This is a genomic window from Steroidobacter gossypii (genome assembly GCF_016801985.1).
GTDB lineage: Bacteria > Pseudomonadota > Gammaproteobacteria > Steroidobacterales > Steroidobacteraceae > Steroidobacter > Steroidobacter gossypii.
The window spans coordinates 112,455-131,750 of record NZ_JAEVLS010000005.1 but is presented as its reverse complement, the minus strand read 5'-3'; the positions used below and the strand labels follow the sequence as shown (position 1 = coordinate 131,750).

Sequence of the window (19,296 nt, the reverse complement as noted above, 5' to 3'; positions counted from 1 at the left end):
ACAATAGCGGGTCTGCCCACTCCCTTCGGCCGTCGCTCGTAAGGAAAGTCCCGCTCATCCGTCGCGCATGAAAGATCTCACTCAAGGTTCCATCGCCGGGCACCTGATCTCGCTCGCAGTGCCCACGGCGGCGGGCATGTTGTTCCAGACCCTGTACTACTTCGTCGATCTGTACTTCGTGGCCGCCCTGGGCGATGCCGCGGTGGCCGGCGTCAGCGCGGCGGGCAATGTCATGTTCATCGTCATGGCGCTGACCCAGGTGTTGGGCGTCGGCACCATGGCGCTGATTTCCCACGCGGTGGGGCGCAAGGATCAGCAGGACGCCAATCTGATTTTCAACCAGTCGCTGTTGATCGCGGCGCTGGGTGGGCTGCTCGTGCTGCTCGCGGGTTATCTGATCACGGATGTTTATCTGAGCTCGGTTGCTGCCGACGAGGAAACGATCGCGCATGGTCGCGATTATCTGTACTGGTTCCTGCCGGGCATGGCGTTGCAGTTCGCCTTGGTCGCCATGTCCTCTGCCTTGCGCGGCACGGGCATCGTCAAGCCCACCATGGTCGTCCAGGCGCTCACCGTGTTGCTCAACACTGCGCTTGCGCCGATCCTGATCGCAGGGTGGGGCACCGGTTACGCCATGGGCGTCGCCGGCGCAGGGCTGGCGAGCAGTATCGCGATCGCCATCGGCGTGGTGGTGCTGACGATTTATTTCGCGCGCCTGGAAAAATATGTTTCGTTTCATCCCGAGCAGTGGCAGCCCCGCGTCGCCGTGTGGAAGCGCATGCTGACCATCGGCCTGCCGGCGGGTGGCGAGTTCGCGCTGATGTTCTTTTACACGGCCATCACCTACTGGGCGATTCGCGATTTCGGCGCGGCCGCGCAGGCGGGCTTCGGCATCGGATCCCGCATCATGCAAGGCATCTTCCTGCCCGCCATGGCCATCGCATTCGTGGTCGCGCCGGTGGCAGGTCAGAACTTCGGCGCCAAGCAGATGGCGCGCGTTCGCGAAACATTCCGGGTTGCAGCCACTCAATGCGTCGGCGTGATGCTGGTGGTGATGGTGCTGTGCCAGTGGCAGCCGGAAGTCCTGGTCGCGTTCTTCACCGAGGAGCCCGAGGTGATCCGGGTCGGCGCCTTGTTTCTGCACCTGATCTCGTGGAACTTCGTGATGAGCGGGCTGATCTTCACCTGCTCCGGTTTGTTTCAGGCGCTAGGCAACACGGTGCCGGCGCTGGTCAGTTCGGTGACACGACTGGTGGTGTATGCCTTGCCGCTGGTATGGCTCACGTCGCGGCCGGGCTACCAGTTGGAACAGGTGTGGTACCTGTCCATTGCCGCCAGTGCGGTCCAGGCCGTGATCAGCGTGACGTTGCTTCGGAAGCAGATGCGTCTGCAGCTTGGCTCACCCGCGACGCAGCCGGCGTAACGCGCCACACGCAGTTGCCGACATCGTCCGCCACGAGCAACGCGCCATCGCGCCCGACCGCAACTCCCACTGGGCGGCCGCGGGCTTCGCCTTCGGGGCTCAGAAAGCCGGTGAGCACGTCTTCGGGCAAGCCGATGGGCCGGCCGTTGGCGAAAGAAACAAACACGACCTTGTAGCCGCTGCGGGGCTCGCGGTTCCACGAGCCGTGCATCCCGATGAATGCGCCGTTGCGATATTTGTCGGGCAGCATCTCGCCGTCGTAGAACGCCAGGCCCAACGACGCAGTATGTGAGCCCAGCGCGTAGTCGGGCACGATGGCCTTGGCGACCAGGTCAGGGCGTTGCGGCTCGACGCGCTCGTCGACGTGTTGGCCATAGTAGCTGTACGGCCAGCCATAGAAGCCACCTTCCTGCACCGACGTGAGATAGTCGGGCACCAGGTTGTGGCCGATCTCGTCGCGCTCGTTCACCACCGTCCACAGCACGCCGCTCTGAGGTTGCCAATCCATGCCGTTGGGATTGCGCAGGCCGGATGCGAACACGCGCGTCGCGCCCGAGGCGATATCGATCTCCAGTATCGCCGCCCGCTTCTCCTCGGCCTCGATGCCGTTCTCGGCGACGTTGCTGTTCGAGCCGACGGTCGCATACAGCTTGTCGCCGTTGCGGCTCGCGATCAGATTCTTGGTCCAGTGGTGATTGAGTGGGCCGCCGGGCAGGTCGACGAGCTTGGTCCCGGCTTGTTTGATCTGGGTGGCGCCGGCCTGATAGTTGAAGCGCACCACCGCGTCGGTGTTGGCGACGTAGAAGGTGTTCTCCACCAGTGCCATGCCGAAGGGCGAATTCAAGCCCTCTAGAAACCTGGTGCGCACTTCGGGCTGGCCGTCGCCGTTCGCATCGCGCAGCAGGGTGATGCGATTGGCGCTGGGCGTGGCCGCGCCGGCCTTTTCCATGGCCTTGCTCATGAAATAACCCTTGATGCCTTTCTTGTCCTCGGGCCGCTCCGGTGCGTTGGTTTCCGCGACCAGCAGATCGCCATTGGGCAGCACGTACAACCAGCGTGGATGATCCAGATTGCAGGCAAAGCGCGCGACCGAAAGCCCTTTCGCGGGCGTCGGCGTCTCATTGGCCTTCCATGGCTGCGCTTCTGCGATTTTCACCGTCGGGATCAGCGATTTGTCGGGCTCGGGCAGTCGCGGGTTGAGACCGTAGCCCTGGTCCTCGGTCATCTGTGTGGTCACTTCGTCGGCAGCCGAGCAGCCGACGCTAGCGATCAACAATGCGAGGGGGGAGGCGAGAGCAGTTTTTGCAGGAACGCGCATGACGATATCCCGCGAGTGACGGAGGTGTCATTGGAAGGATCGAGATGGCGGGGGAGTTCCGGCGCGGGCGGAGGTTAGAATGCCGGCACCTGATGCGCCTTGTTGGAGTTGCCATGCCTGTGTATCGATACGGCGAACGCGTTCCTTCCTTGCACGACAGCGTGTTCGTCGCGCCCAGCGCGAGTGTGATCGGCAGCGTAGTGCTGTCAGAAAATGTCAGCGTGTGGTTCGGAGCCACCATTCGCGGCGACAACGACATCATCACCCTGGGCAAAAACTCCAACGTGCAGGAAGGCGCGGTGCTGCACACAGATCCAGGGCTGGCGTTGACGGTGGGCGAGAATGTCACGATCGGCCATCAGGCCATGCTGCACGGATGCACCATCGGCGACGGCTCATTGATCGGCATTCAGGCCGTGGTGCTCAACGGCGCGGTGATTGGCAAGGGCTGCCTGGTCGGCGCCGGCGCCATCGTCACCGAGCGCAAGGTGTTCCCGGATCGCTCGTTGATTCTCGGCGCCCCTGCTCGCGTGGTGCGCACGTTGTCGGATGAGGATGCGGCGAACCTGCTGAAATCGGCCGAAAGTTACGTCGATCGACGCGCGCAGTTCCTCGCCAATCTCAAAGAGATGTAGCCGCGCGCGTCGCGAGCTGATGGCGCAGGTGTGAGCGCACGGCCGGCCATTCGCTTTCGATGATGCTGTAAACGCAGGTGTCGCGCAGCGTGCCGTCGCTGGAGCGGCGGTGATTGCGGAGAATGCCGTCGAGCCTGGCGCCCAGGCGCTCGATGGCGCGCCGGCTCTGCTGATTCAAATAGTGCGTGCGGAACTCGACTGCGATGCAGCCGAGCTGCTCGAACGCATGCGAGAGCAGCAGCAGCTTGCATTCGGTGTTGAGCGCCGTGCGCTGGACGCTCTTCCGATACCAGGTCGAGCCGATCTCCACGCGACGCTGCTCGGCATCGACGTTCATATAGGTCGTCATGCCGACCGCTTTGCCGCTGCCGGGCTCGATGACCGCGAACGGCAGCATCGTGCCCTGCTTCTGCTGGGCCAGGCGCTTGTCGATCTCGGCCTGCATCTTGTCCGGCGTGGGAATGAACGTGTACCACAGGTTCCACAATTCCCCGTCGCGCACCGCCTCGACGAATTCGTCGTGACGCGCCTGGGTCAGCGGTTCCAATGTGACATGCGCGCCGCGCAGAGTGACAGGTTCAGGCCAGGGCATGGGCAAGCAGCCAGCAGAGAACACGCTGCTAGCTTAACGCAAGCTCGTCAGCTTGCGTGCAGCAGGTTGGCGGCCGGGGCGAGGATGCCGTTGATGGGCCGGGGCTTGCCGATGGCGTAGCCCTGGCCGAATTCCACCTGCAGCTCGATCAGGCGCATGCAGATTTCCGGCGTCTCCACGTACTCGGCGATGGTTTCCATGCCCATGGCGCTCGCAAGTTGCGCGACCGCGCGCACCAGGGATTGCGAGCGCTCGTTGTGGCGGATGTCGCGGATGAAGGAGCCGTCGATCTTCAACGACGAGAACGGCAGGTCCTTCAGGTGCGTGAGCGAGCTCAAGCCGGTGCCGAAATCATCGAGCGCGAAGCGGCAGCCGCGGGCGCCGAGCTTGCTCATCAGCAATTGGGTTTGCGCCATGTTGCCGACGGCGACGGTCTCGGTGAGATCGAATGTCAGTCGGTCGCCGCCCACGCCGGTTTCGTCGAGCTGAGCCTGCAGCCAGTCGAGGAAAGTGTCGTCAGCGATGGTGGGGCCGGAGAGATTGATGGAGACGTGCAGCGGTTTGACACCGGGCCGCGTCGGGGCGGCGCGCAGGTGATTGAGCACGTCGGAGATCACGCGGCGATCGATCTGCGGCAGCAGTTGGTAGCGCGTGGCGGACGACATGAAGTGCGCTGGCAATACCAACCGGCCTTTCTCGTCGATGATCCGCAGCAGCATCTCGTAGCGATGCACGGAGTCGGGCGTCAGCAGCGAGGCGATCGGCTGGCCCATGATTTGATACCGGCCTTCCTCGAAGGCGCTGCGCAGTCTTCCCACGATGGAGAAGTCGTCGCGGCGGCGGATGATGCTGGTATCCGACACGTGATAGATCTCGACGCGATTGCGGCCGCGATCCTTGGCGGCTTTGCAGGCCACTTCTGCGCCCGCCAGCGAATGCTCGAAGCTGCGCCCGCCGTTGCCGAGCACCGCGGCGCCGAAACAAATCGACAAGGGGATGCTTTCATCGCCGATGGCGAACGGACGCGCCTGCACGGCCTCGCGCAGACGAGCCGCGATGTTCTGTGCACGCTGCAGAGTGCAATCGGGCAAGAACACGGTGAAGCGATCGCCGGAGATGCGGCTGAGCACAGCGTCTTCATTGGCGAGTCCCGCGGCGAGCGCGTGCGCGACGGTGGCGATGGCGCGATCTCCGACTTCAAAGCCGAGCAGATCGTTCACCAGGCGCAGCTGATCGATGTCGCCGTAAAGCACGCTGGATTCGCAGCCGTCGCCGAGCGATTGCAATCGCCAGCTGACCAGCTTCTCCATGCTCTCGCGCGCCATCAGTCCGGTGACCGGATCGGCCGGCAGCGACGACATCGCGGCAAGCTGTCGAGCCAGCTGCGCCGCCTGGCGCAGATGTTCCTCGTTGAAGCCGCCCGACGTCATCAAGCGGAACAGGATCACGATGCTGGAGAAGTCGCCGGATGCGTCCGGGATGGGCGCGACCAGGAAGCGGCCGATCAACGGGCCGCCATTCTCATAGCGCACCTTGTTTCGGATCAGCGGACTGCACGCGTCGTTGCTCGCATGCAAGCGAGCCTGCGCCATGAAGGTGTCGCCGATGCCCCGGAGCATCTCTTCGATCTCCTTGGCGTCGGGCGCGTCACAATGGAAATCGAACTGATCGCGCGAGGGGGCGATGAAAGCCGCAGCGTGGCAGCTCACGCGGCGCTGTGCTTCGATGAGGAACTGTCGAATCGTGCTGCTTGCCAGATCCATAGTCTTGCTCGCCCTTGTTGGCCGGGCTCCGGGCGGCAAATGTAGATGGCTCGCAGCTCGCGCGGTAGGAAGCCGTTCGCAAACAACTCACGGATTGGCAAGGAATTGCGTCGTGCGATGCAACGCCGCCGGCGCGGAATGTGAATTGCATCACGCGGCATGTGCGTCTGTGGTCGAAGCCTGCCGCCCCAGGTACAGGGTGTACCCGCCGCCATCGGCGGCGGGCGAGAGGCAAAAGTCACGCCTTTTGCCAACTCGCCGCGCCGGGCGGGGCAGGAGCCCCGATCCGGCGGCCGAAGATCACTCGCGAATGAAAATGGTCGCGGGCTGCTCGAGCTTTTCTTTCAGGGCCTGGATGGCCTCGGCGGCGTCGTAGCCATCGATGAAGCGATGATCGAACGACGAGGACACGTTCATCATCAAGCGCACCGCCACTTCGCCGTTGACGATGACCGGCCGTTCCACGGCCTTGTTGATACCGATGATGGCGACTTCCGGGGCGTTGATGATGGGCGTGGACACGATGCCGCCGAGCTTGCCGAGGCTGGTGATCGTGATGGTCGAGCCCTGCAGTTCGTTGCGACTGGCCGTGCCATCGCGCGCAGCGGAGGAGACGCGACGAATCTCGGCCGCGATCTCCTTCAGAGACAGCGACTCGGCGTGCCGCACTACCGGCACCTTCAGTCCATCGTTGGTCTGAGTGGCGACGCCGACGTGAATGCCGTCGTAACGGACCAGCACATTGCGCTCGGCGTCGTAGCGGGAGTTGATCTTCGGGAACTGCTCGACCACCCGTACCAGCGCCATCGCCAGGAACGGCAGATAGGTGTACGAAGGCGAGCCCTTGGGCAGTTGCGAATTCAAATGTTTGCGCAGCCGCTCCAGCTCCGTCAGGTCCACTTCCTCGACATAAGCGAAGTGCGGGATGTTGCGCTTGGAGTCGGCGACGCGCTGAGCACTCACGCGACGTACGCCCAGGATGCGGATCTCTTCGGTGCCGGTGCGCGCTTCCGGTCGACCGCCGGACGAGGGCTGCGGCGCAGGCGCGCGACCCACCTGACGTTCCTGGATCGCAGCTTCCAGATCCTGGCGCTGGATGCGGCCGTCGCGGCCAGACCCAGCGATCGTGGTGAGGTCGATGCCCGACTGCTTGGCGCGAGCACGCGTCGCCGGTGACGCCATGACCCGACCGGTCGGCTTGTTCGCAGGCTGCGCAGCGCCGTTGCCGTTGCTAGCAGTCTTCGCGGGCGTGCCCTGCGACGCCGGCTTCTGAGCAGAGGGCGTGCTCTCCGTCGCTGGCTTCTGAGATGAAGCTTGAGAAGCGGCCGCGGCATTCTGTGCTGCCGGCGCGCCTGAGGCGGCCGCACCGCTCGCGTCCGTCTCGAGCACGATCAATTCCGCACCCACGGCGATTTGATCGCCGGGCTCGCCGCCGAGCGAAACCACGCGGCCGCTCACCGGCGCGGGCATCTCGACCACCGCCTTGTCGGTGGACATCTCCACCATCGGCTCGTCTTCGGCGATCTGATCGCCGACCTTGACCTTCCACGCCACGATCTCCGAAGACACCGTGCCTTCGCCGAGATCCGGCAGCTTGACTACATGACGGCTCATGACGCCTCCATCGTGGCTTTGATGGCGGCGATGACGCGCGCCTGGCCAGGAAAGTATTCCCACTCGAATGCGTGCGGATAGGGCGTATCCCAACCGGCCACGCGCAGGATCGGCGCCTCCAGGTGCCAGAAACATTCTTCCTGAACGGTCGAGAGAATCTCGCCGCCGAAACCGCCGAAGCGCGTGGCCTCGTGCGCGACGATGCAGCGACCGGTCTTTTTCACCGAGCTGACGATGGTCTCGATGTCCAGCGGCACGAACGAGCGCAGATCGATCACCTCCGCATCGACGCCGGCCTTTTCCGCCGCCGCCATGCAGACGTGCACCATCGTTCCGTAAGTGATGATGGTGAGTTGAGTGCCCGGCCGCACGATCTCGGCCACGCCGAGATCGACGCGATAGTGCCCTTCGGGCACATCGCCGCGCGGATGCGAGCTCCACGCCACCGCCGGCTTGTTCGGATCGCCATCGAACGGGCCGTTATAAAGCCGCTTGGGCTCGAGGAAGATCACAGGATCGTCTTCCTCGATCGCCGCAATCAGCAGCCCCTTGGCGTCGTACGGATTGGAAGGCATCACCACCTTCAATCCCGACACGTGCGCGAAGATCGCTTCCGGGCTTTGCGAGTGCGTTTGACCGCCGCGAATGCCGCCGCCGCACGGCGTGCGGATCGTCACCGGCGCACAAAAGTCGCCGCCGCTGCGATAGCGAATGCGGGCGAGCTCGCTCACGATCTGGTCATACGCCGGATAGATGTAATCGGCGAACTGGATTTCGGCGACCGGCCGCAAACCGTTCAAGCTCATGCCGATGGCCGTGGCGACGATGCCGCCTTCTGCGATCGGCGAGTCGAGCACGCGATGCTCGCCATACTTGCGCTGCAGACCTTCGGTCGCACGGAACACGCCACCGAAGTAGCCCACGTCTTCGCCCATCAAGACGACGCCGGGATCGCGCGCCATCATGACATCCATGGCGGAGTTCAGCGCCTGGATCATATTCATCTGAGTCATTTCTGCGCTCGCTCCTTCAATTCTTGAGCCAGCTGCATGCGCTGCCGCGCGAGGCTCGGCGTTTGTTCTTTGAAGACGTCCTGGAACATGATTTCCGGATCGAGCTGCGGGCCGTCGGTAAGCGTGCCGTGAGTCACTGCCTCGCGCCACGCCTGGTTGACCTGCTCCTCGCATTGTTTCACCAGGGTCTTCTCATGCTCATCCGACCATTCGCCCAGCGCGATCAGATGCGACTTCAAGCGCTCGATGGGATCGCCCAGCGGCCAATGTTCGTAATCGTCCTTGGGCCGATAGCGCGACGGATCGTCGCTGGTCGAATGCGGCGCGGCGCGATACGTCACATGCTCGATCAGCGTCGGGCCTGCGCCCATGCGCGCACGCTCGGCAGCCCATTGAGTGACGGCGTAGACCGCGAGGAAATCGTTGCCGTCGACGCGAATGCCCGGCATGCCATAGCCCGGGCCGCGCGAGGCGAACGAGCGGCCTTCGCCGCCGGCGAACGTTTGGAAGGTCGAGATCGCCCACTGATTGTTGACGACGTTGAGAATCACGGGCGCTTTGTAGATCTGCGCGAACAGCAGTGCGTAATGGAAGTCCGCTTCAGCGGTGCTGCCATCGCCGAGCCACGACGCTGCGATGTGATCTTCGCCTTTGATGGCCGACGCCATCGCCCAGCCCACCGCTTGCGGAAACTGCGTGGCGAGATTGCCGGAGATCGAAAACAGGTTGCCCTCGACCGAGTGATACATCACCGGCAGCTGCCGGCCTTTGCACATGTCGCGCGTGTTCGACAGCAGCTGGCACATGAGATCGACGATGTTGCGGCCACGCGCGATCTGCAGGCCCTGATTGCGATACGACGGAAACAGCATGTCGCTCGGCCGCATCGCCATGTTCGCCGCCACCGATACCGCTTCCTCGCCGGTCGACTTGATGTAGAAAGTGATCTTGCCCTGGCGCTGAGCGCGGTGCATGCGGTCATCGAACACACGCGTCAGCATCATGTGACGCAGGCCGAGCTCCAGATCGGGCGCCGCCAGATGCGGATCCCACGGGCCGACCGCACGATGGTCGTCATCGAGCACGCGCACCAGCTCGCGTGACAGGAACTCGGTGTCGTTCAGTGGCGCGTTCGGGTCGGGCCGCGCGGCTGCGCCGGCGGGGGACAGCGCAACGTAACTGAAATCCGGTTTCTCGCCGGGCCGCGCCGGTGGTCTCGGAACATGCAAACGCGATCGCATCATCGGGCCTCCGCAATCAGCTGGCGAGCCATCTCGTCGGCCAGCTCGCTGGTCGGACGGTGGGTCGCGCTGGAACGCTCAAAAATCTCGGTGAGTCGCACTGGAATGCGATGAATCTCGGCAGTGATGGACTCGGCCGTCGCCCCGCCCAGATATTCGCGACCGACGCTGATGATGCCACCGGCATTGATCACATAGTCGGGCGCGTACAGTACGCCGGCCGCATGCAGCCTCGCGCCATCTTCAGCCGTCGCGAGCTGATTGTTCGCAGCGCCGGCGATGATCGAGGTTTGCAATTTCGGGATGGTGTTGGCGTCGAAGATGGCGCCCAGCGCGCAGGGCGCGACCACATCGGCGCGCTCGAAAAGAATCTGGTCGGGCGCGGAGACAGCGGCGTCGAATTGATGTGACGCTTTTTGCGTCACGGCCTCGCGCACGTCGGCGACGCGCAATCTGACGCCATCGGCGGCGAGCAGCTTGCACAGCTCGAAGCCGACGCCGCCCAAACCTTGCACGGCCACGGTCAGGCCGCGCAGCTCGTTCTTGTTCAACTTGTACTTCACTGCCGCCTTGATGCCGAGGTAGACGCCGAGGGCTGTCTTCGGGCTGGGATTGCCGTCGGAGCTGACCGCGGTCCGCGGCAGTCCGCTGACGTAACGCGTGCGGGTGGCCACGATTTCCATGTCGGCCACTGAAGCGCCCACGTCTTCGGCCGTGATGTACTGGCCCTGCAGCGAATCGACGAAGCGACCGAAGGCTTCCAGCATCGCCGGAGTCTTCGGTGAACGCGCGTCGATCATCACCACCGCCTTGCCCCCGCCCAGCGGCAGCCCGGCCATGGCGTTCTTGTAGCTCATGCCGCGCGACAATCGGAGCGCATCGGCGAGCGCATCGTGCGTCGAGTTGTATTGCCAGAAGCGGCAGCCGCCGGCGCCGGGTCCACGAGCGGTGGAGTGGATGGCGACGATGGCGCGTAAACCGGTGGCAGCATCGTGCGCATAGACCACGCGCTCGTGCTGATCGAACGAAGGATGGTCGAACATGGTCGGGAACTTGATTGAAACTGGGGCTGATCTTGTAGCTGGAATTGTCGTCGGGGCTGTCGGGTTCGCTCCGCCTGTTGCGGAGCATATTGCGCTACAATATCGAGTCTGCAGCAGCATAGTCTGCTAAACGAGCGTCCTGGAACAGTAATTATTACTACAGCAGTATGAGCAGCACTCCACCCCTGCGTGAGTCGGGCCGCGAGCTGGATCGCGTGGACCGACAGATCCTGTCGTTATTGCAGGCCGACGGCCGTCTCACGGTCGCCGAGCTGGCGCGCACCGTGAACCTCACGCTCACGCCTTGCATCGAGCGCGTCCGGCGTCTCGAGCGCGAAGGCTTCATCGATGGCTACTACGCGCACCTGAATCCCAAGCGCCTCGGGCAAAGCATGCTAGCGTTCACCGAGGTCACGCTCGATCACGCCACGCAGGATGTGTTTCAACGCTTCAAGGAAGCGGTGCAGCTGGTGGAGGAGATTGTCGAGTGCCACATGGTGGCGGGCGGCTTCGACTATCTGATCAAGACGCGCGTGCAGGACATGGACGAGTACCGTCGCGTGCTCGGCGACAAGATCGTCAACGTGCGCGGCGTGCGCCACACGCAAACGTATTTCGTACTCGAGGAAGTGAAGTCCACGCATGCCGTGCGAGTGCGCGTCAGCGAAGCGGGGCGAGCGGGCGGCGCGGGGTCCAAGCGTCCACGCGCTCGAGCTTGATTTGGGCGCCTGCGGACTCAAACAGAGAAGGTCACACCGGAGACACGACCATGGCTCGTACCGACTCACCCTCCTTGCAAGCGTTGAACGAAGCGAGCGGCGCCCTGCGTGCGTTGTTGGGCGTGATCATCTCGGTGGAGCGCCGCTTTGGAGCGCCGCAGTCGCCGCTGGAGCTGCTGCGTCACATCCAGGAACATCCTGAATGGGAATGGCTGCGGCCCTTGTACCAGCTCATCGCCGATATCGATCACGCGTCCGAGGACGAATTGCCGGTGACTGAAGTGGCCGCCATCGGCGGGCATGCATCGGCGCTGTTGTCCGGCGTCGGCGCGCCAGTCGAGCAGGCGTTCCTGGAGCGTTATCGGGCGCTGTTGCAAACCACTCCGGAAGTCGCGATCGCGCATGGCGCCGCTCTGCAGGCAATCCGCAAGTTGCCGCCCGAAACCGACGATGAAGCCGAGCGCCTGCATGCCCGGCATCAATGGGCCATGCGCTGCAAGCACGGTCGCCAGGGGCGCTAACGCAGGGCCTTATGTCTCGCCGGCGTTCAGGATGAGCCCGCTGCGCCTCGCGCTTTGGCGACAGCTCGGCCGTCTACGGCGCCTCTGAGATACTCGATTTTGCGCAACCGATGCGCGCCGCGCGGAATGTGACCTCCGTCTCGGTCTTGCGCGCGAGCTTGCCGAAATTTCGCCGCCCGACGATCGGCCGCGCTCGACCGACAACCGGTCGAAAAGCCGCCCCGCCGCGTTACTCAAGCGGTTGACTATCAGCTTTCCCCTGGCTTGCACAGTGTCTGCTCGTGGAGGCACTTTTCAAGCAGTCAGGCCTCGTGCAATGTTGGCGTCCCGGAATCGATATGCGGGTATAACAGTCCGGGAAGAACACCTTGCCTTTGACTTTTGCACGGAAGTATCGCGAACCACTATGTCCAGCCGTCTGGAGAATGCACTCATGCTGCTCGGGCTGGAGTCAGCGGACGATCCGGCCACGTTATGGCAAAACTATACGGATCGTCTGGCCGTTCTTCAGCACAAGCTCATCAACGCGGAAACGCCGGCCGCTCAGGAAGCGGCCCAGCAGGATCTGGCGCGCCTGGTCGCCGCCTATCAGACCGCTCGTAGCGCCACCGAGCCTGCCACCCGACAGGTGAACCGCGACGCCGTCACCATGATGCGCATGGATGACGAGCCGGAAATGCAGACCCAGACGCATCAGGGCTCCAACGTCGTGATCGGCCCGGGCGTGGTGCTCCAGGGTCGTTACGAAATACAGGCGGTGCTCGGCGACGGCGGCATGGGGCGCGTGTTCGCGGCGCGCGATCGTCTGAAGGACGAAGAAGTCGCGATCAAAGTTCTGCGCAACGAATTGCTGTCGAGCGCGGCCGCGCGCGGACGTTTCCTGTCCGAAGCCAAGGTGTCGTGCAAGCTTGCGCATCCGAACATCGTGCGCGTGTTCGACGTCGGCGTCGCGAGCGGTCGATATTTCTTCACCATGGAGCGCTTGCGCGGCGTCAGTCTGCGTCGTCGCATGCAGGCTCAGCTGGCCACCGGCAAACCGTTCCCGATCGAAGAGGCGACCGCCATCGGCGAACAGCTGCTCGAAGCGCTGCGCCATGCGCATCGCTTCATCGTTCATCGCGATCTGAAGCCCGAGAACGTCTGGATCGACAGCAGCGGCGTGGTGAAGCTGATGGACTTCGGCATCGCCCGCGCCTATCAGCACAACGAATACACTCGCACCGGCATGAATCTCGGCACGGCCTACTACATGGCCCCCGAGCAGCACGTCGATGCGAAGGAAGTCGACTGGCGCGCCGATCAATATGCGTTCGGCGTGCTCATGTATGAATTGCTGACCGGTCGCGTGCCCATGGGCGCCGTGCAGCCCATCGAGAAGGTCCGTCGCGATATTCCGCGTCCGATCGCCCGCGCCATCATGCGTGCGATGTCGCCCCGGCCCGAGGCCCGCTTCGATTCGCTGCGCGAATTGCAGAGTCGCATCGTCGCGCGTCGCGAAGACGACATGCAGGGCGCCATCTTCAACTCGTTCGGTCGCTCGATCGCGTTGGGCACCATCGCCGGCACGCTGTTCGCCTTCTTCGACAGCCTGAGCATCGGACGCATCCATGAATGGATGTACCCATCGGGCATCGCCGTCGGCATAGGCACCGCCTTGATGGTGGAGTTCTGCGAGACTTTCTTCCGCTCCCGGTACCGCAGCCATGTGATCGCAGCGTTCATCGCCACGGTGGTGTGGATCGGGCTGGTGCTGGTCGTGGCGCAGAAACTGAGCGGCCTCAGCAACGGCCTGGTGATGATGTTGTGCGGCTCGGTGTGGGCCAGCAGCATGGATTACGTGACGCGTCGCTGGCGCATCGCCGCGGGTCGGTTCAGGTTGGAGGTGGCGCTGATCGGTGCGGTGTTCGGCACTTTGCTTGGACTGGCGCTGCTGGTGCAGGCGGATCACGTCACCGACAGAAACTATATCTACAGCGCGCTGAGCGGCATCCTGCCGGGCATGATCATCGCGATGGCGTCGTTGCGTCGACGCCTGTGGCGCAAGACGGACTCGCCGTTCTCACGCATGTTATCGCTCGCACGCGATTAGCTCTCACGGCGCTGTCGCGCCCGCTGTTCGATACAACGCGCTTGCAAGTTGCTCGGCGGTCTCGGCGCCGAGGTATCGGATCCTGATTCCCGCCGCCATCGAGCTGGCCCCCGCCGTGTCCACGTAGATGCTTGCCATGCGGCTGCGACGGTCGAACGGCGAGGCCTCGACGGCCAGCGTCTGAACGCGGTCGCGCGGCACGATGGCGAGCCGACGCTTCAGCCATCCCGAACGAAACAGCACCGCATCCGGGGCCAACGCCCAGCGCGTGTGCTTCACATATAAATGCGCGTGCATCCAGGCGAGCGGGACGCAACTCACCACCACGAACGCTGCGCCCTCGCGCAGATACCAGATCGCCGGAAGCGTCAGGATCAACACCGACCAGGCCAGGGTTTTACGGAAGATGCGCCCGCGGGCGCCCGCGGCAAGCGGCTGCCAATCGGGCTGGTGACTCCAGTCGAGGGAAGGCAGGGCCGCGGCGATGAGCTCAGGTGCAGAAACAGCCGGGCACACGGGGGCGAGCCATCTCGTTCTCATGCGGGAACTATCGTTGTCGCCTTCGCCACCGCCGCCGTCGCCGGCAAGATCGACGCTCAGCGACACACGCTTGAACCAGCGATGCAGCAACGACTCCGTTTGATGCACGGCTTGTATGCGCCGCGTACGCAAGGTTAGCGCTACGCGAGTAAACAATCCGTAGCGTGCTCGCAGATCTCCGGCCACGCGCGTGAGCTTGAAGTCGTATAGCGTGACGATGGCCAGAATCACCGACAGCATTCGCACGGCGAGGACCACTGCCAGAATGGTGAGTGCACCTAAGGCGATCTGCATCATCAAGCCGAGCGCCGCGAGACCGGCTGCCGAGGGCGATTCGAGCAGTCGCTCCAATAGCTGCGGATCGAGTACGAAGATCCCGGTTTCGTGCAGCACACCGAAGGCCGCCGCGATCAGGATCATGCCGCGATTGTCGATCAGGCCGTGGCGTACGAGCTCATCGATGGAAAGGTGGAGCAGCGTCTGCTCCGGCGGCGAGTCGGCCGCGACCTGCTCTGCTGGACGGACTTCAGAGAAGACGCGTTCGCGCATCTCCTGCACGGCGGGCAGACCGAGCACGCTGATCGATGCTTCGGGTTTGCCGCCGGTCGATGTTTGCACGCGCACTTCGGCGACGCCGAGCAGTCGATGTAACGGGCCGCGCTCCGTGTCGATGTTTTCGATGCGGGCATATTCGATGTGGCGCACGTTACGGAAGATGGCGCCTTCATGAATCACCAAGCCGGTGAGGCTGAAGCCATAACGGAAGGTCAGCTGCACCCACACGGCGCGAATCAGCAGCGCAGTCACGATGATCGGCACGATCCACGGGCCGAAGGGCCCGGGCGTGTCGTCGCGCACGTTGAAGAACAGCAGCGCGATCAGCGGCACCACCAGCTGCCTGATGGCGCCGGTCAAGCCGAACAGCCAGGACAGCCCGTGCAGTCGCTGGGTGGGCTGGAAGTTGCTGTCAGACGCCACTGGCGCCACCTTGCGCGAGCAACGCGTCGCGCAGCGCGATGGCTTGTTGGTGATTCAGGCCGGGCAGTTCGATCTTGGTGTGTCGGCTGCCGGCGGTGTAGAGCTTCAATGTTCCGATGCCGTAGCGCCGCTCGAGCGGTCCTTGCGACACGTCGGTGTGCTGAATGCGAACCCTGGGCAGCGCGATGCGCGAGCGCCAGATCACGCCGCTCTCGATGGCGATGCCCGTGTCATCGACGCCGAACCTCAAATATCGATAGGAGAGCGGCGGCCAGCGCCAGCTCCAGCATGCGCCGCCGAGCGCAACCAGCAGCGGCGCCAGCGGCCATACGATGCCAGGCGCAGGCACGCTGAATACCGCGACGAGCACGGTGAAGAACAAGGTTGCGATGGCGGCATGCCAGCGCCAGACGCCGATGATCGCGGGGTCGACGTGTGAAAGCTGCAAAGGCGCCATCCTGCCGGGAAGAGGCGCCCAGTTTAAATCATTTGGCTCGCCGTCTTACGGATCGGTTCGGACGCGGACGAAGCGCGCGAACCGAGGGATGCCGCGGGCGGTCAGGCTGTGGTGGCGGTAAGTCACCCAGCTGCCAATCGGCGGCGGGCTGCGGCGCTGTTCATCGGTGAAGCCGGTGCCGATGCGGAACTGCGTGCCGTCCGCGTCGCGCACCAGCAGGGCGCCGAGCATGCCTCGATATTTGCCTTGGCCCTCCAGATGCGCGATCACCTGGGCTTCGGCGTCGTGGTACGGCTTGAGTTTCAATAAGTGGTCGCTGCGCTCGGGGCGATACAGCGAATCATCCCGATGCAACATCAAGCCTTCGCCGCCTTCGGCGGCGATGTGGTCCAGTTGCTGCTGGAGTGTTGCTTCGTCAGCCACTCGGAAGTGAGTCACTGCGCGCAACCAATCGATGCGCAGCTCGGTGAGCATCGTGCGCAAGATTGCAAGTCTGTCGTTGAACACGCCTCGATGCGCGGGCAGATCGAACACCATGAAACGAATCGCGCGCCAGGCGATGTCATCCGGTTCGAGGTCGCGCACCGTCGATGTGACTTGCTGGAACAGGCCCCGGCCTGCCCAGAGCTCGCCATCCAGCGGCGTGGTCGGCCAGCCTTGCGTGAACCATGCTGGCGCATGGATGACGTTGCCGGCGCGCGTGAGCAGACGCTGACCGTCCCAGTAGGCGCGCACGCCGTCATATTTTTCGCTGACCCAGTAGCGCGACAGATCGATGTCCGCGTCTTCGTAATCGTTGGCCAGGAGTAGCGGCGGCGGCTCCGCGGTGGCGAGCGTTGGTGCGGCCAGTGACCCGGCGATGATGGCCGATTCGACGACCAGGCTGATCGCCACTCGCTGCGGGATGCTCATTTTGGATTTGAGTGCGGTGTCCATGGGCGCATGACAGCACCAGAGGGGTGGCCCCGCCGGCGGCATTTCTGGCCGATTGCGCAGAAATTGCCGATAACGTGGCCTGGACATCCGTGCCTCGTGCATTCAAAGCACGGCGATTCTCTTCAAGACCTGCGAACGGCGCTACTATCCAGACGCACCGATCATCCAACCCCGGGAGAACGCATGAATCAGCACCCGCGCGACTTGAGTGTCCCGGTGACCCATATCGACCACATCCTCGGTCCTGAGCACGCAAAGGTCACCGTGGTGGAGTATGGGGACTTCGAATGTCCTACCTGCAAGCAAGCAGCGCCGTCGCTGAAATTGCTGCTGGATCATTTCCCCGGACAGGTGCGCCTTGTCTTCCGCCACTTCCCGCTCGAGGGACTGCATCCGCACGCGCTGGCCGCGGCCGAGGCGGCCGAGGTCGCCGGCGCGCAGGGCAAGTTCTGGGAAATGCACGATCTGCTGTTCGCCCACCAGCTGCACCTGAAGAGTGCACAGATCCGCAGCTATGCCGAGCAGCTGAATCTGGACATGTCACGCTACACGGCCGAAATGGATGACGAAATCTATCGTCAGCGCATCCGCGAGCATATCGAAGGCGGCAAGCGAAGCGGCGTGCGCGCCACGCCCGGCATCTTTCTCAACGGCGTGATCCACGACGTGTCCGCCGGCATGCAATCGTTGTTCGACGAAGTGGAAGCGACGCTCCGCAAGTAGCACGGTATCCGTCATGCCAAACGAACTGTATGAGAAGCGCGCCGAGCAAATGTTTCCTCGGCTCAGCAAGGCGCAGATCGCGCGTCTGGAGCCGCATGGCGTGCATATGGTCACCACCGAAGGTCAGGTGTTGATCGAGCCGGGCGATCACGAGCGCAAGATGATCGTGGTGCTGGCCGGCAGCCTGCAGATCACGGTGCCGGGCGTCGTCGAGCAGGGGATCAGGCCGCTCGGGCCTGGTGATTTCGCCGGCGAGATGAGCACCTTGCGTGGCGTGCCGGGTTTCGTTCGCGTGACGGTGCGTGAGGCTGGCGAGGTGCTGGTCATCACGGACAGCGATCTGCGCGTGGTGGTGCAAACCGACGCGGAGCTCAGCGAGATTTTCATGCGAGCATTCATTCTGCGTCGCATGGGGCTCATCTCCGCGCCCAACAGTGAAATGACTTTGATCGGCTCGCGGTACTGCGGGCATACGCTGTTGCTGCGTGAATTCCTGGCGCGCAATGCGCATCCCCATTTCTATCTCGATGCGGAAGTGGATGAGGAGGCTGAGGGCCTGTTGCAACGGGCCGGTTTGACGGTGGACGATGTTCCTGCGGTGATCGGCCGCAATGGTCGCGCGCTGCGCAAGGCGAGCTTGCGGCAGGTGGCGGAGTTTCTGGAGATCAATCCCGAGATCGATGAAACAGCGGTGCACGATCTGCTGGTGGTCGGCGCCGGGCCGGCGGGGCTCGCCGGTGCGGTGTATGCGGCTTCGGAAGGTCTGGATGTGAGGGTGATCGATAGCTTCGCGCCGGGCGGTCAGGCGGGCACGAGTTCGCGCATCGAGAACTATCTGGGCTTTCCGACGGGAATTTCCGGCCAGGCGCTGGCGGGCCGTGCATTGGTGCAGTCACAGAAGTTTGGCGCGAGGTTCAATGTCGCGTGTGATGCAGTGGCCTTGCATTGTGATAGCTGGCCGTATCGGGTGGAGATGGCGGATGGTCGTTTTGCTCGCGCCCGTACGGTGTTGATCGCGACGGGCGCGCAGTACCGGAAACCGGAGTTGCCGAATTTGCAGAAGTACACCGGGGTCGGCGTGTATTACGCGGCGACGCATCTGGAAGGGAAGATGTGTCAGCAGGAGGAGATCATCGTTGTCGGCGGTGGCAACTCGGCGGGCCAGGCGGCGGTGTTTCTTGCCGGCGGCTGTCGTCATGTGCACATCATGGTGCGGGCGGACGGGCTGGCCGAGACGATGTCGCACTATCTGATTCGACGGATCGAGGAGTCGCCGAATATCACTTTACACACGCGTACGCAGATCAGTGCGCTCGAGGGTGAATGTGATCTCGAGCGAGTGACGTGGACGAATGCCCGCACCGGTGAAAGCGAGACGCGGCCGATTCGTCATGTGTTTCTGATGACGGGGGCGGCGCCGAACACGGAGTGGCTGAAGGAGTGCGTAAATCTTGACGCAAAGGGATTCGTGCGCACGGGCGCCGACCTGACTCGCGAGGAGCTATCGGCGGCCCGGTGGCCGATGAGTCGCTCGCCTTATCTCATGGAGACCAGTTTGCCCGGTGTTTTCGCTGTGGGCGATGTTCGGTCCGGGAGCGTCAAGCGGGTTGCTTCCGGGGTCGGCGAGGGCTCGGTTTGCGTTCAGTTCGTGCATCGGGTGTTGCGGGAGTTGCCGGCGGTCTTCGGCTGAC

The 19,296-nt window shown here is 63.6% G+C and carries 17 protein-coding genes; 7 read left to right on the top strand and 10 right to left on the bottom strand.

Annotated elements, in window-relative coordinates:
* Positions 1–67: 67 nt before the first annotated feature.
* Entirely contained in the window at positions 68–1,423 is a 1,356-nt protein-coding gene (locus tag JM946_RS21005) for an MATE family efflux transporter (RefSeq protein WP_203169335.1), read from the top strand.
* Here JM946_RS21005 and JM946_RS21000 read toward each other — a convergent pair.
* Positions 1,356–2,741, bottom strand: coding sequence for a PQQ-dependent sugar dehydrogenase (locus JM946_RS21000; protein ID WP_203169334.1), 1,386 nt, complete (start codon positions 2,739–2,741; stop codon positions 1,356–1,358). The genes JM946_RS21005 and JM946_RS21000 overlap by 68 nt on opposite strands.
* Before the next feature lie 113 nt (positions 2,742–2,854).
* Here JM946_RS21000 and JM946_RS20995 point away from each other — a divergent pair, with 113 nt between their 5' ends.
* On the top strand, positions 2,855–3,376 hold the full coding sequence (locus JM946_RS20995) for a gamma carbonic anhydrase family protein (RefSeq protein WP_203169333.1): 522 nt from the start codon (positions 2,855–2,857) through the stop codon (positions 3,374–3,376).
* Here JM946_RS20995 and JM946_RS20990 read toward each other — a convergent pair.
* The 6 genes from JM946_RS20990 to JM946_RS20965 all read right to left on the bottom strand — a co-directional run bounded on the left by JM946_RS20990 (position 3,363) and on the right by JM946_RS20965 (position 10,642).
* Entirely contained in the window at positions 3,363–3,968 is a 606-nt protein-coding gene (locus tag JM946_RS20990) for a GNAT family N-acetyltransferase (RefSeq protein ID WP_203169332.1), read from the bottom strand. The genes JM946_RS20995 and JM946_RS20990 overlap by 14 nt on opposite strands.
* 47 nt (positions 3,969–4,015) lie before the next feature.
* Positions 4,016–5,731 (bottom strand): putative bifunctional diguanylate cyclase/phosphodiesterase, encoded by a 1,716-nt coding sequence (locus JM946_RS20985; protein WP_203169331.1) that lies wholly within the window; start codon positions 5,729–5,731, stop codon positions 4,016–4,018.
* A 300-nt stretch (positions 5,732–6,031) separates the two neighbouring features.
* A complete protein-coding gene (locus tag JM946_RS20980; RefSeq protein WP_203169330.1) occupies positions 6,032–7,345 on the bottom strand; it encodes a dihydrolipoamide acetyltransferase family protein in 1,314 nt (437 codons plus the stop codon).
* Positions 7,342–8,358: an alpha-ketoacid dehydrogenase subunit beta gene (locus JM946_RS20975; RefSeq protein WP_203169329.1), complete on the bottom strand. Its 1,017-nt coding sequence runs from the start codon at positions 8,356–8,358 to the stop codon at positions 7,342–7,344. Before JM946_RS20975 ends, JM946_RS20980 begins: the two co-directional genes overlap by 4 nt.
* The gene (locus JM946_RS20970; RefSeq protein ID WP_230979897.1) at positions 8,355–9,602 is read right to left on the bottom strand and encodes a thiamine pyrophosphate-dependent enzyme; all 1,248 of its coding nucleotides are present in this window, start codon (positions 9,600–9,602) and stop codon (positions 8,355–8,357) included. The genes JM946_RS20975 and JM946_RS20970 overlap by 4 nt, the downstream gene beginning before the upstream one ends.
* On the bottom strand, positions 9,599–10,642 hold the full coding sequence (locus tag JM946_RS20965; RefSeq protein WP_203169328.1) for a Leu/Phe/Val dehydrogenase: 1,044 nt from the start codon (positions 10,640–10,642) through the stop codon (positions 9,599–9,601). Before JM946_RS20965 ends, JM946_RS20970 begins: the two co-directional genes overlap by 4 nt.
* A 167-nt stretch (positions 10,643–10,809) precedes the next feature.
* Here JM946_RS20965 and JM946_RS20960 point away from each other — a divergent pair, with 167 nt between their 5' ends.
* The 3 genes from JM946_RS20960 to JM946_RS20950 all read left to right on the top strand — a co-directional run bounded on the left by JM946_RS20960 (position 10,810) and on the right by JM946_RS20950 (position 13,971).
* A complete protein-coding gene (locus JM946_RS20960) occupies positions 10,810–11,361 on the top strand; it encodes an Lrp/AsnC ligand binding domain-containing protein (protein WP_203169327.1) in 552 nt (183 codons plus the stop codon).
* Between the two features lie 50 nt (positions 11,362–11,411).
* Positions 11,412–11,882 (top strand): hypothetical protein, encoded by a 471-nt coding sequence (locus tag JM946_RS20955; RefSeq protein ID WP_203169326.1) that lies wholly within the window; start codon positions 11,412–11,414, stop codon positions 11,880–11,882.
* Positions 11,883–12,288: 406 nt separating this feature from the next.
* Entirely contained in the window at positions 12,289–13,971 is a 1,683-nt protein-coding gene (locus JM946_RS20950; RefSeq protein WP_203169325.1) for a serine/threonine-protein kinase, read from the top strand.
* Positions 13,972–13,974: 3 nt separating this feature from the next.
* Here the strand turns inward: JM946_RS20950 and JM946_RS20945 are convergent, their stop codons facing one another.
* The 3 genes from JM946_RS20945 to JM946_RS20935 are packed head-to-tail and all read right to left on the bottom strand — an operon-like array spanning position 13,975 to position 16,969.
* Positions 13,975–15,489: a PH domain-containing protein gene (locus JM946_RS20945; protein WP_203169324.1), complete on the bottom strand. Its 1,515-nt coding sequence runs from the start codon at positions 15,487–15,489 to the stop codon at positions 13,975–13,977.
* On the bottom strand, positions 15,479–15,937 hold the full coding sequence (locus JM946_RS20940; RefSeq protein WP_203169323.1) for a PH domain-containing protein: 459 nt from the start codon (positions 15,935–15,937) through the stop codon (positions 15,479–15,481). Before JM946_RS20940 ends, JM946_RS20945 begins: the two co-directional genes overlap by 11 nt.
* Positions 15,938–15,991: 54 nt before the next feature.
* Positions 15,992–16,969: a DNA ligase gene (locus JM946_RS20935; RefSeq protein WP_230979896.1), complete on the bottom strand. Its 978-nt coding sequence runs from the start codon at positions 16,967–16,969 to the stop codon at positions 15,992–15,994.
* Between the two features lie 96 nt (positions 16,970–17,065).
* Here JM946_RS20935 and JM946_RS20930 point away from each other — a divergent pair, with 96 nt between their 5' ends.
* Positions 17,066–17,605 (top strand): DsbA family protein, encoded by a 540-nt coding sequence (locus JM946_RS20930; protein ID WP_203169322.1) that lies wholly within the window; start codon positions 17,066–17,068, stop codon positions 17,603–17,605.
* A gap of 13 nt (positions 17,606–17,618) precedes the next feature.
* Positions 17,619–19,295 carry an FAD-dependent oxidoreductase gene (locus JM946_RS20925; protein WP_203169321.1) on the top strand — a complete coding sequence of 559 codons (1,677 nt, stop codon included), beginning with the start codon at positions 17,619–17,621 and terminating at the stop codon, positions 19,293–19,295.
* Position 19,296: the final 1 nt, after the last annotated feature.

Excerpts from the sequence above, each read along its gene's own strand:
- JM946_RS21005 (WP_203169335.1), top strand. The coding sequence starts at position 68 with ATGAAAGATCTCACTCAAGGTTCCATCGCCGGGCACCTGATCTCGCTC.
- JM946_RS21000 (WP_203169334.1), bottom strand. The coding sequence starts at position 2,741 with ATGCGCGTTCCTGCAAAAACTGCTCTCGCCTCCCCCCTCGCATTGTTG.
- JM946_RS20995 (WP_203169333.1), top strand. The coding sequence starts at position 2,855 with ATGCCTGTGTATCGATACGGCGAACGCGTTCCTTCCTTGCACGACAGC.
- JM946_RS20990 (WP_203169332.1), bottom strand. The coding sequence starts at position 3,968 with ATGCCCTGGCCTGAACCTGTCACTCTGCGCGGCGCGCATGTCACATTG.
- JM946_RS20985 (WP_203169331.1), bottom strand. The coding sequence starts at position 5,731 with ATGGATCTGGCAAGCAGCACGATTCGACAGTTCCTCATCGAAGCACAG.
- JM946_RS20980 (WP_203169330.1), bottom strand. The coding sequence starts at position 7,345 with ATGAGCCGTCATGTAGTCAAGCTGCCGGATCTCGGCGAAGGCACGGTG.
- JM946_RS20975 (WP_203169329.1), bottom strand. The coding sequence starts at position 8,358 with ATGACTCAGATGAATATGATCCAGGCGCTGAACTCCGCCATGGATGTC.
- JM946_RS20970 (WP_230979897.1), bottom strand. The coding sequence starts at position 9,602 with ATGATGCGATCGCGTTTGCATGTTCCGAGACCACCGGCGCGGCCCGGC.
- JM946_RS20965 (WP_203169328.1), bottom strand. The coding sequence starts at position 10,642 with ATGTTCGACCATCCTTCGTTCGATCAGCACGAGCGCGTGGTCTATGCG.
- JM946_RS20960 (WP_203169327.1), top strand. The coding sequence starts at position 10,810 with ATGAGCAGCACTCCACCCCTGCGTGAGTCGGGCCGCGAGCTGGATCGC.
- JM946_RS20955 (WP_203169326.1), top strand. The coding sequence starts at position 11,412 with ATGGCTCGTACCGACTCACCCTCCTTGCAAGCGTTGAACGAAGCGAGC.
- JM946_RS20950 (WP_203169325.1), top strand. The coding sequence starts at position 12,289 with ATGTCCAGCCGTCTGGAGAATGCACTCATGCTGCTCGGGCTGGAGTCA.
- JM946_RS20935 (WP_230979896.1), bottom strand. The coding sequence starts at position 16,969 with ATGTCCAGGCCACGTTATCGGCAATTTCTGCGCAATCGGCCAGAAATG.
- JM946_RS20930 (WP_203169322.1), top strand. The coding sequence starts at position 17,066 with ATGAATCAGCACCCGCGCGACTTGAGTGTCCCGGTGACCCATATCGAC.
- JM946_RS20925 (WP_203169321.1), top strand. The coding sequence starts at position 17,619 with ATGCCAAACGAACTGTATGAGAAGCGCGCCGAGCAAATGTTTCCTCGG.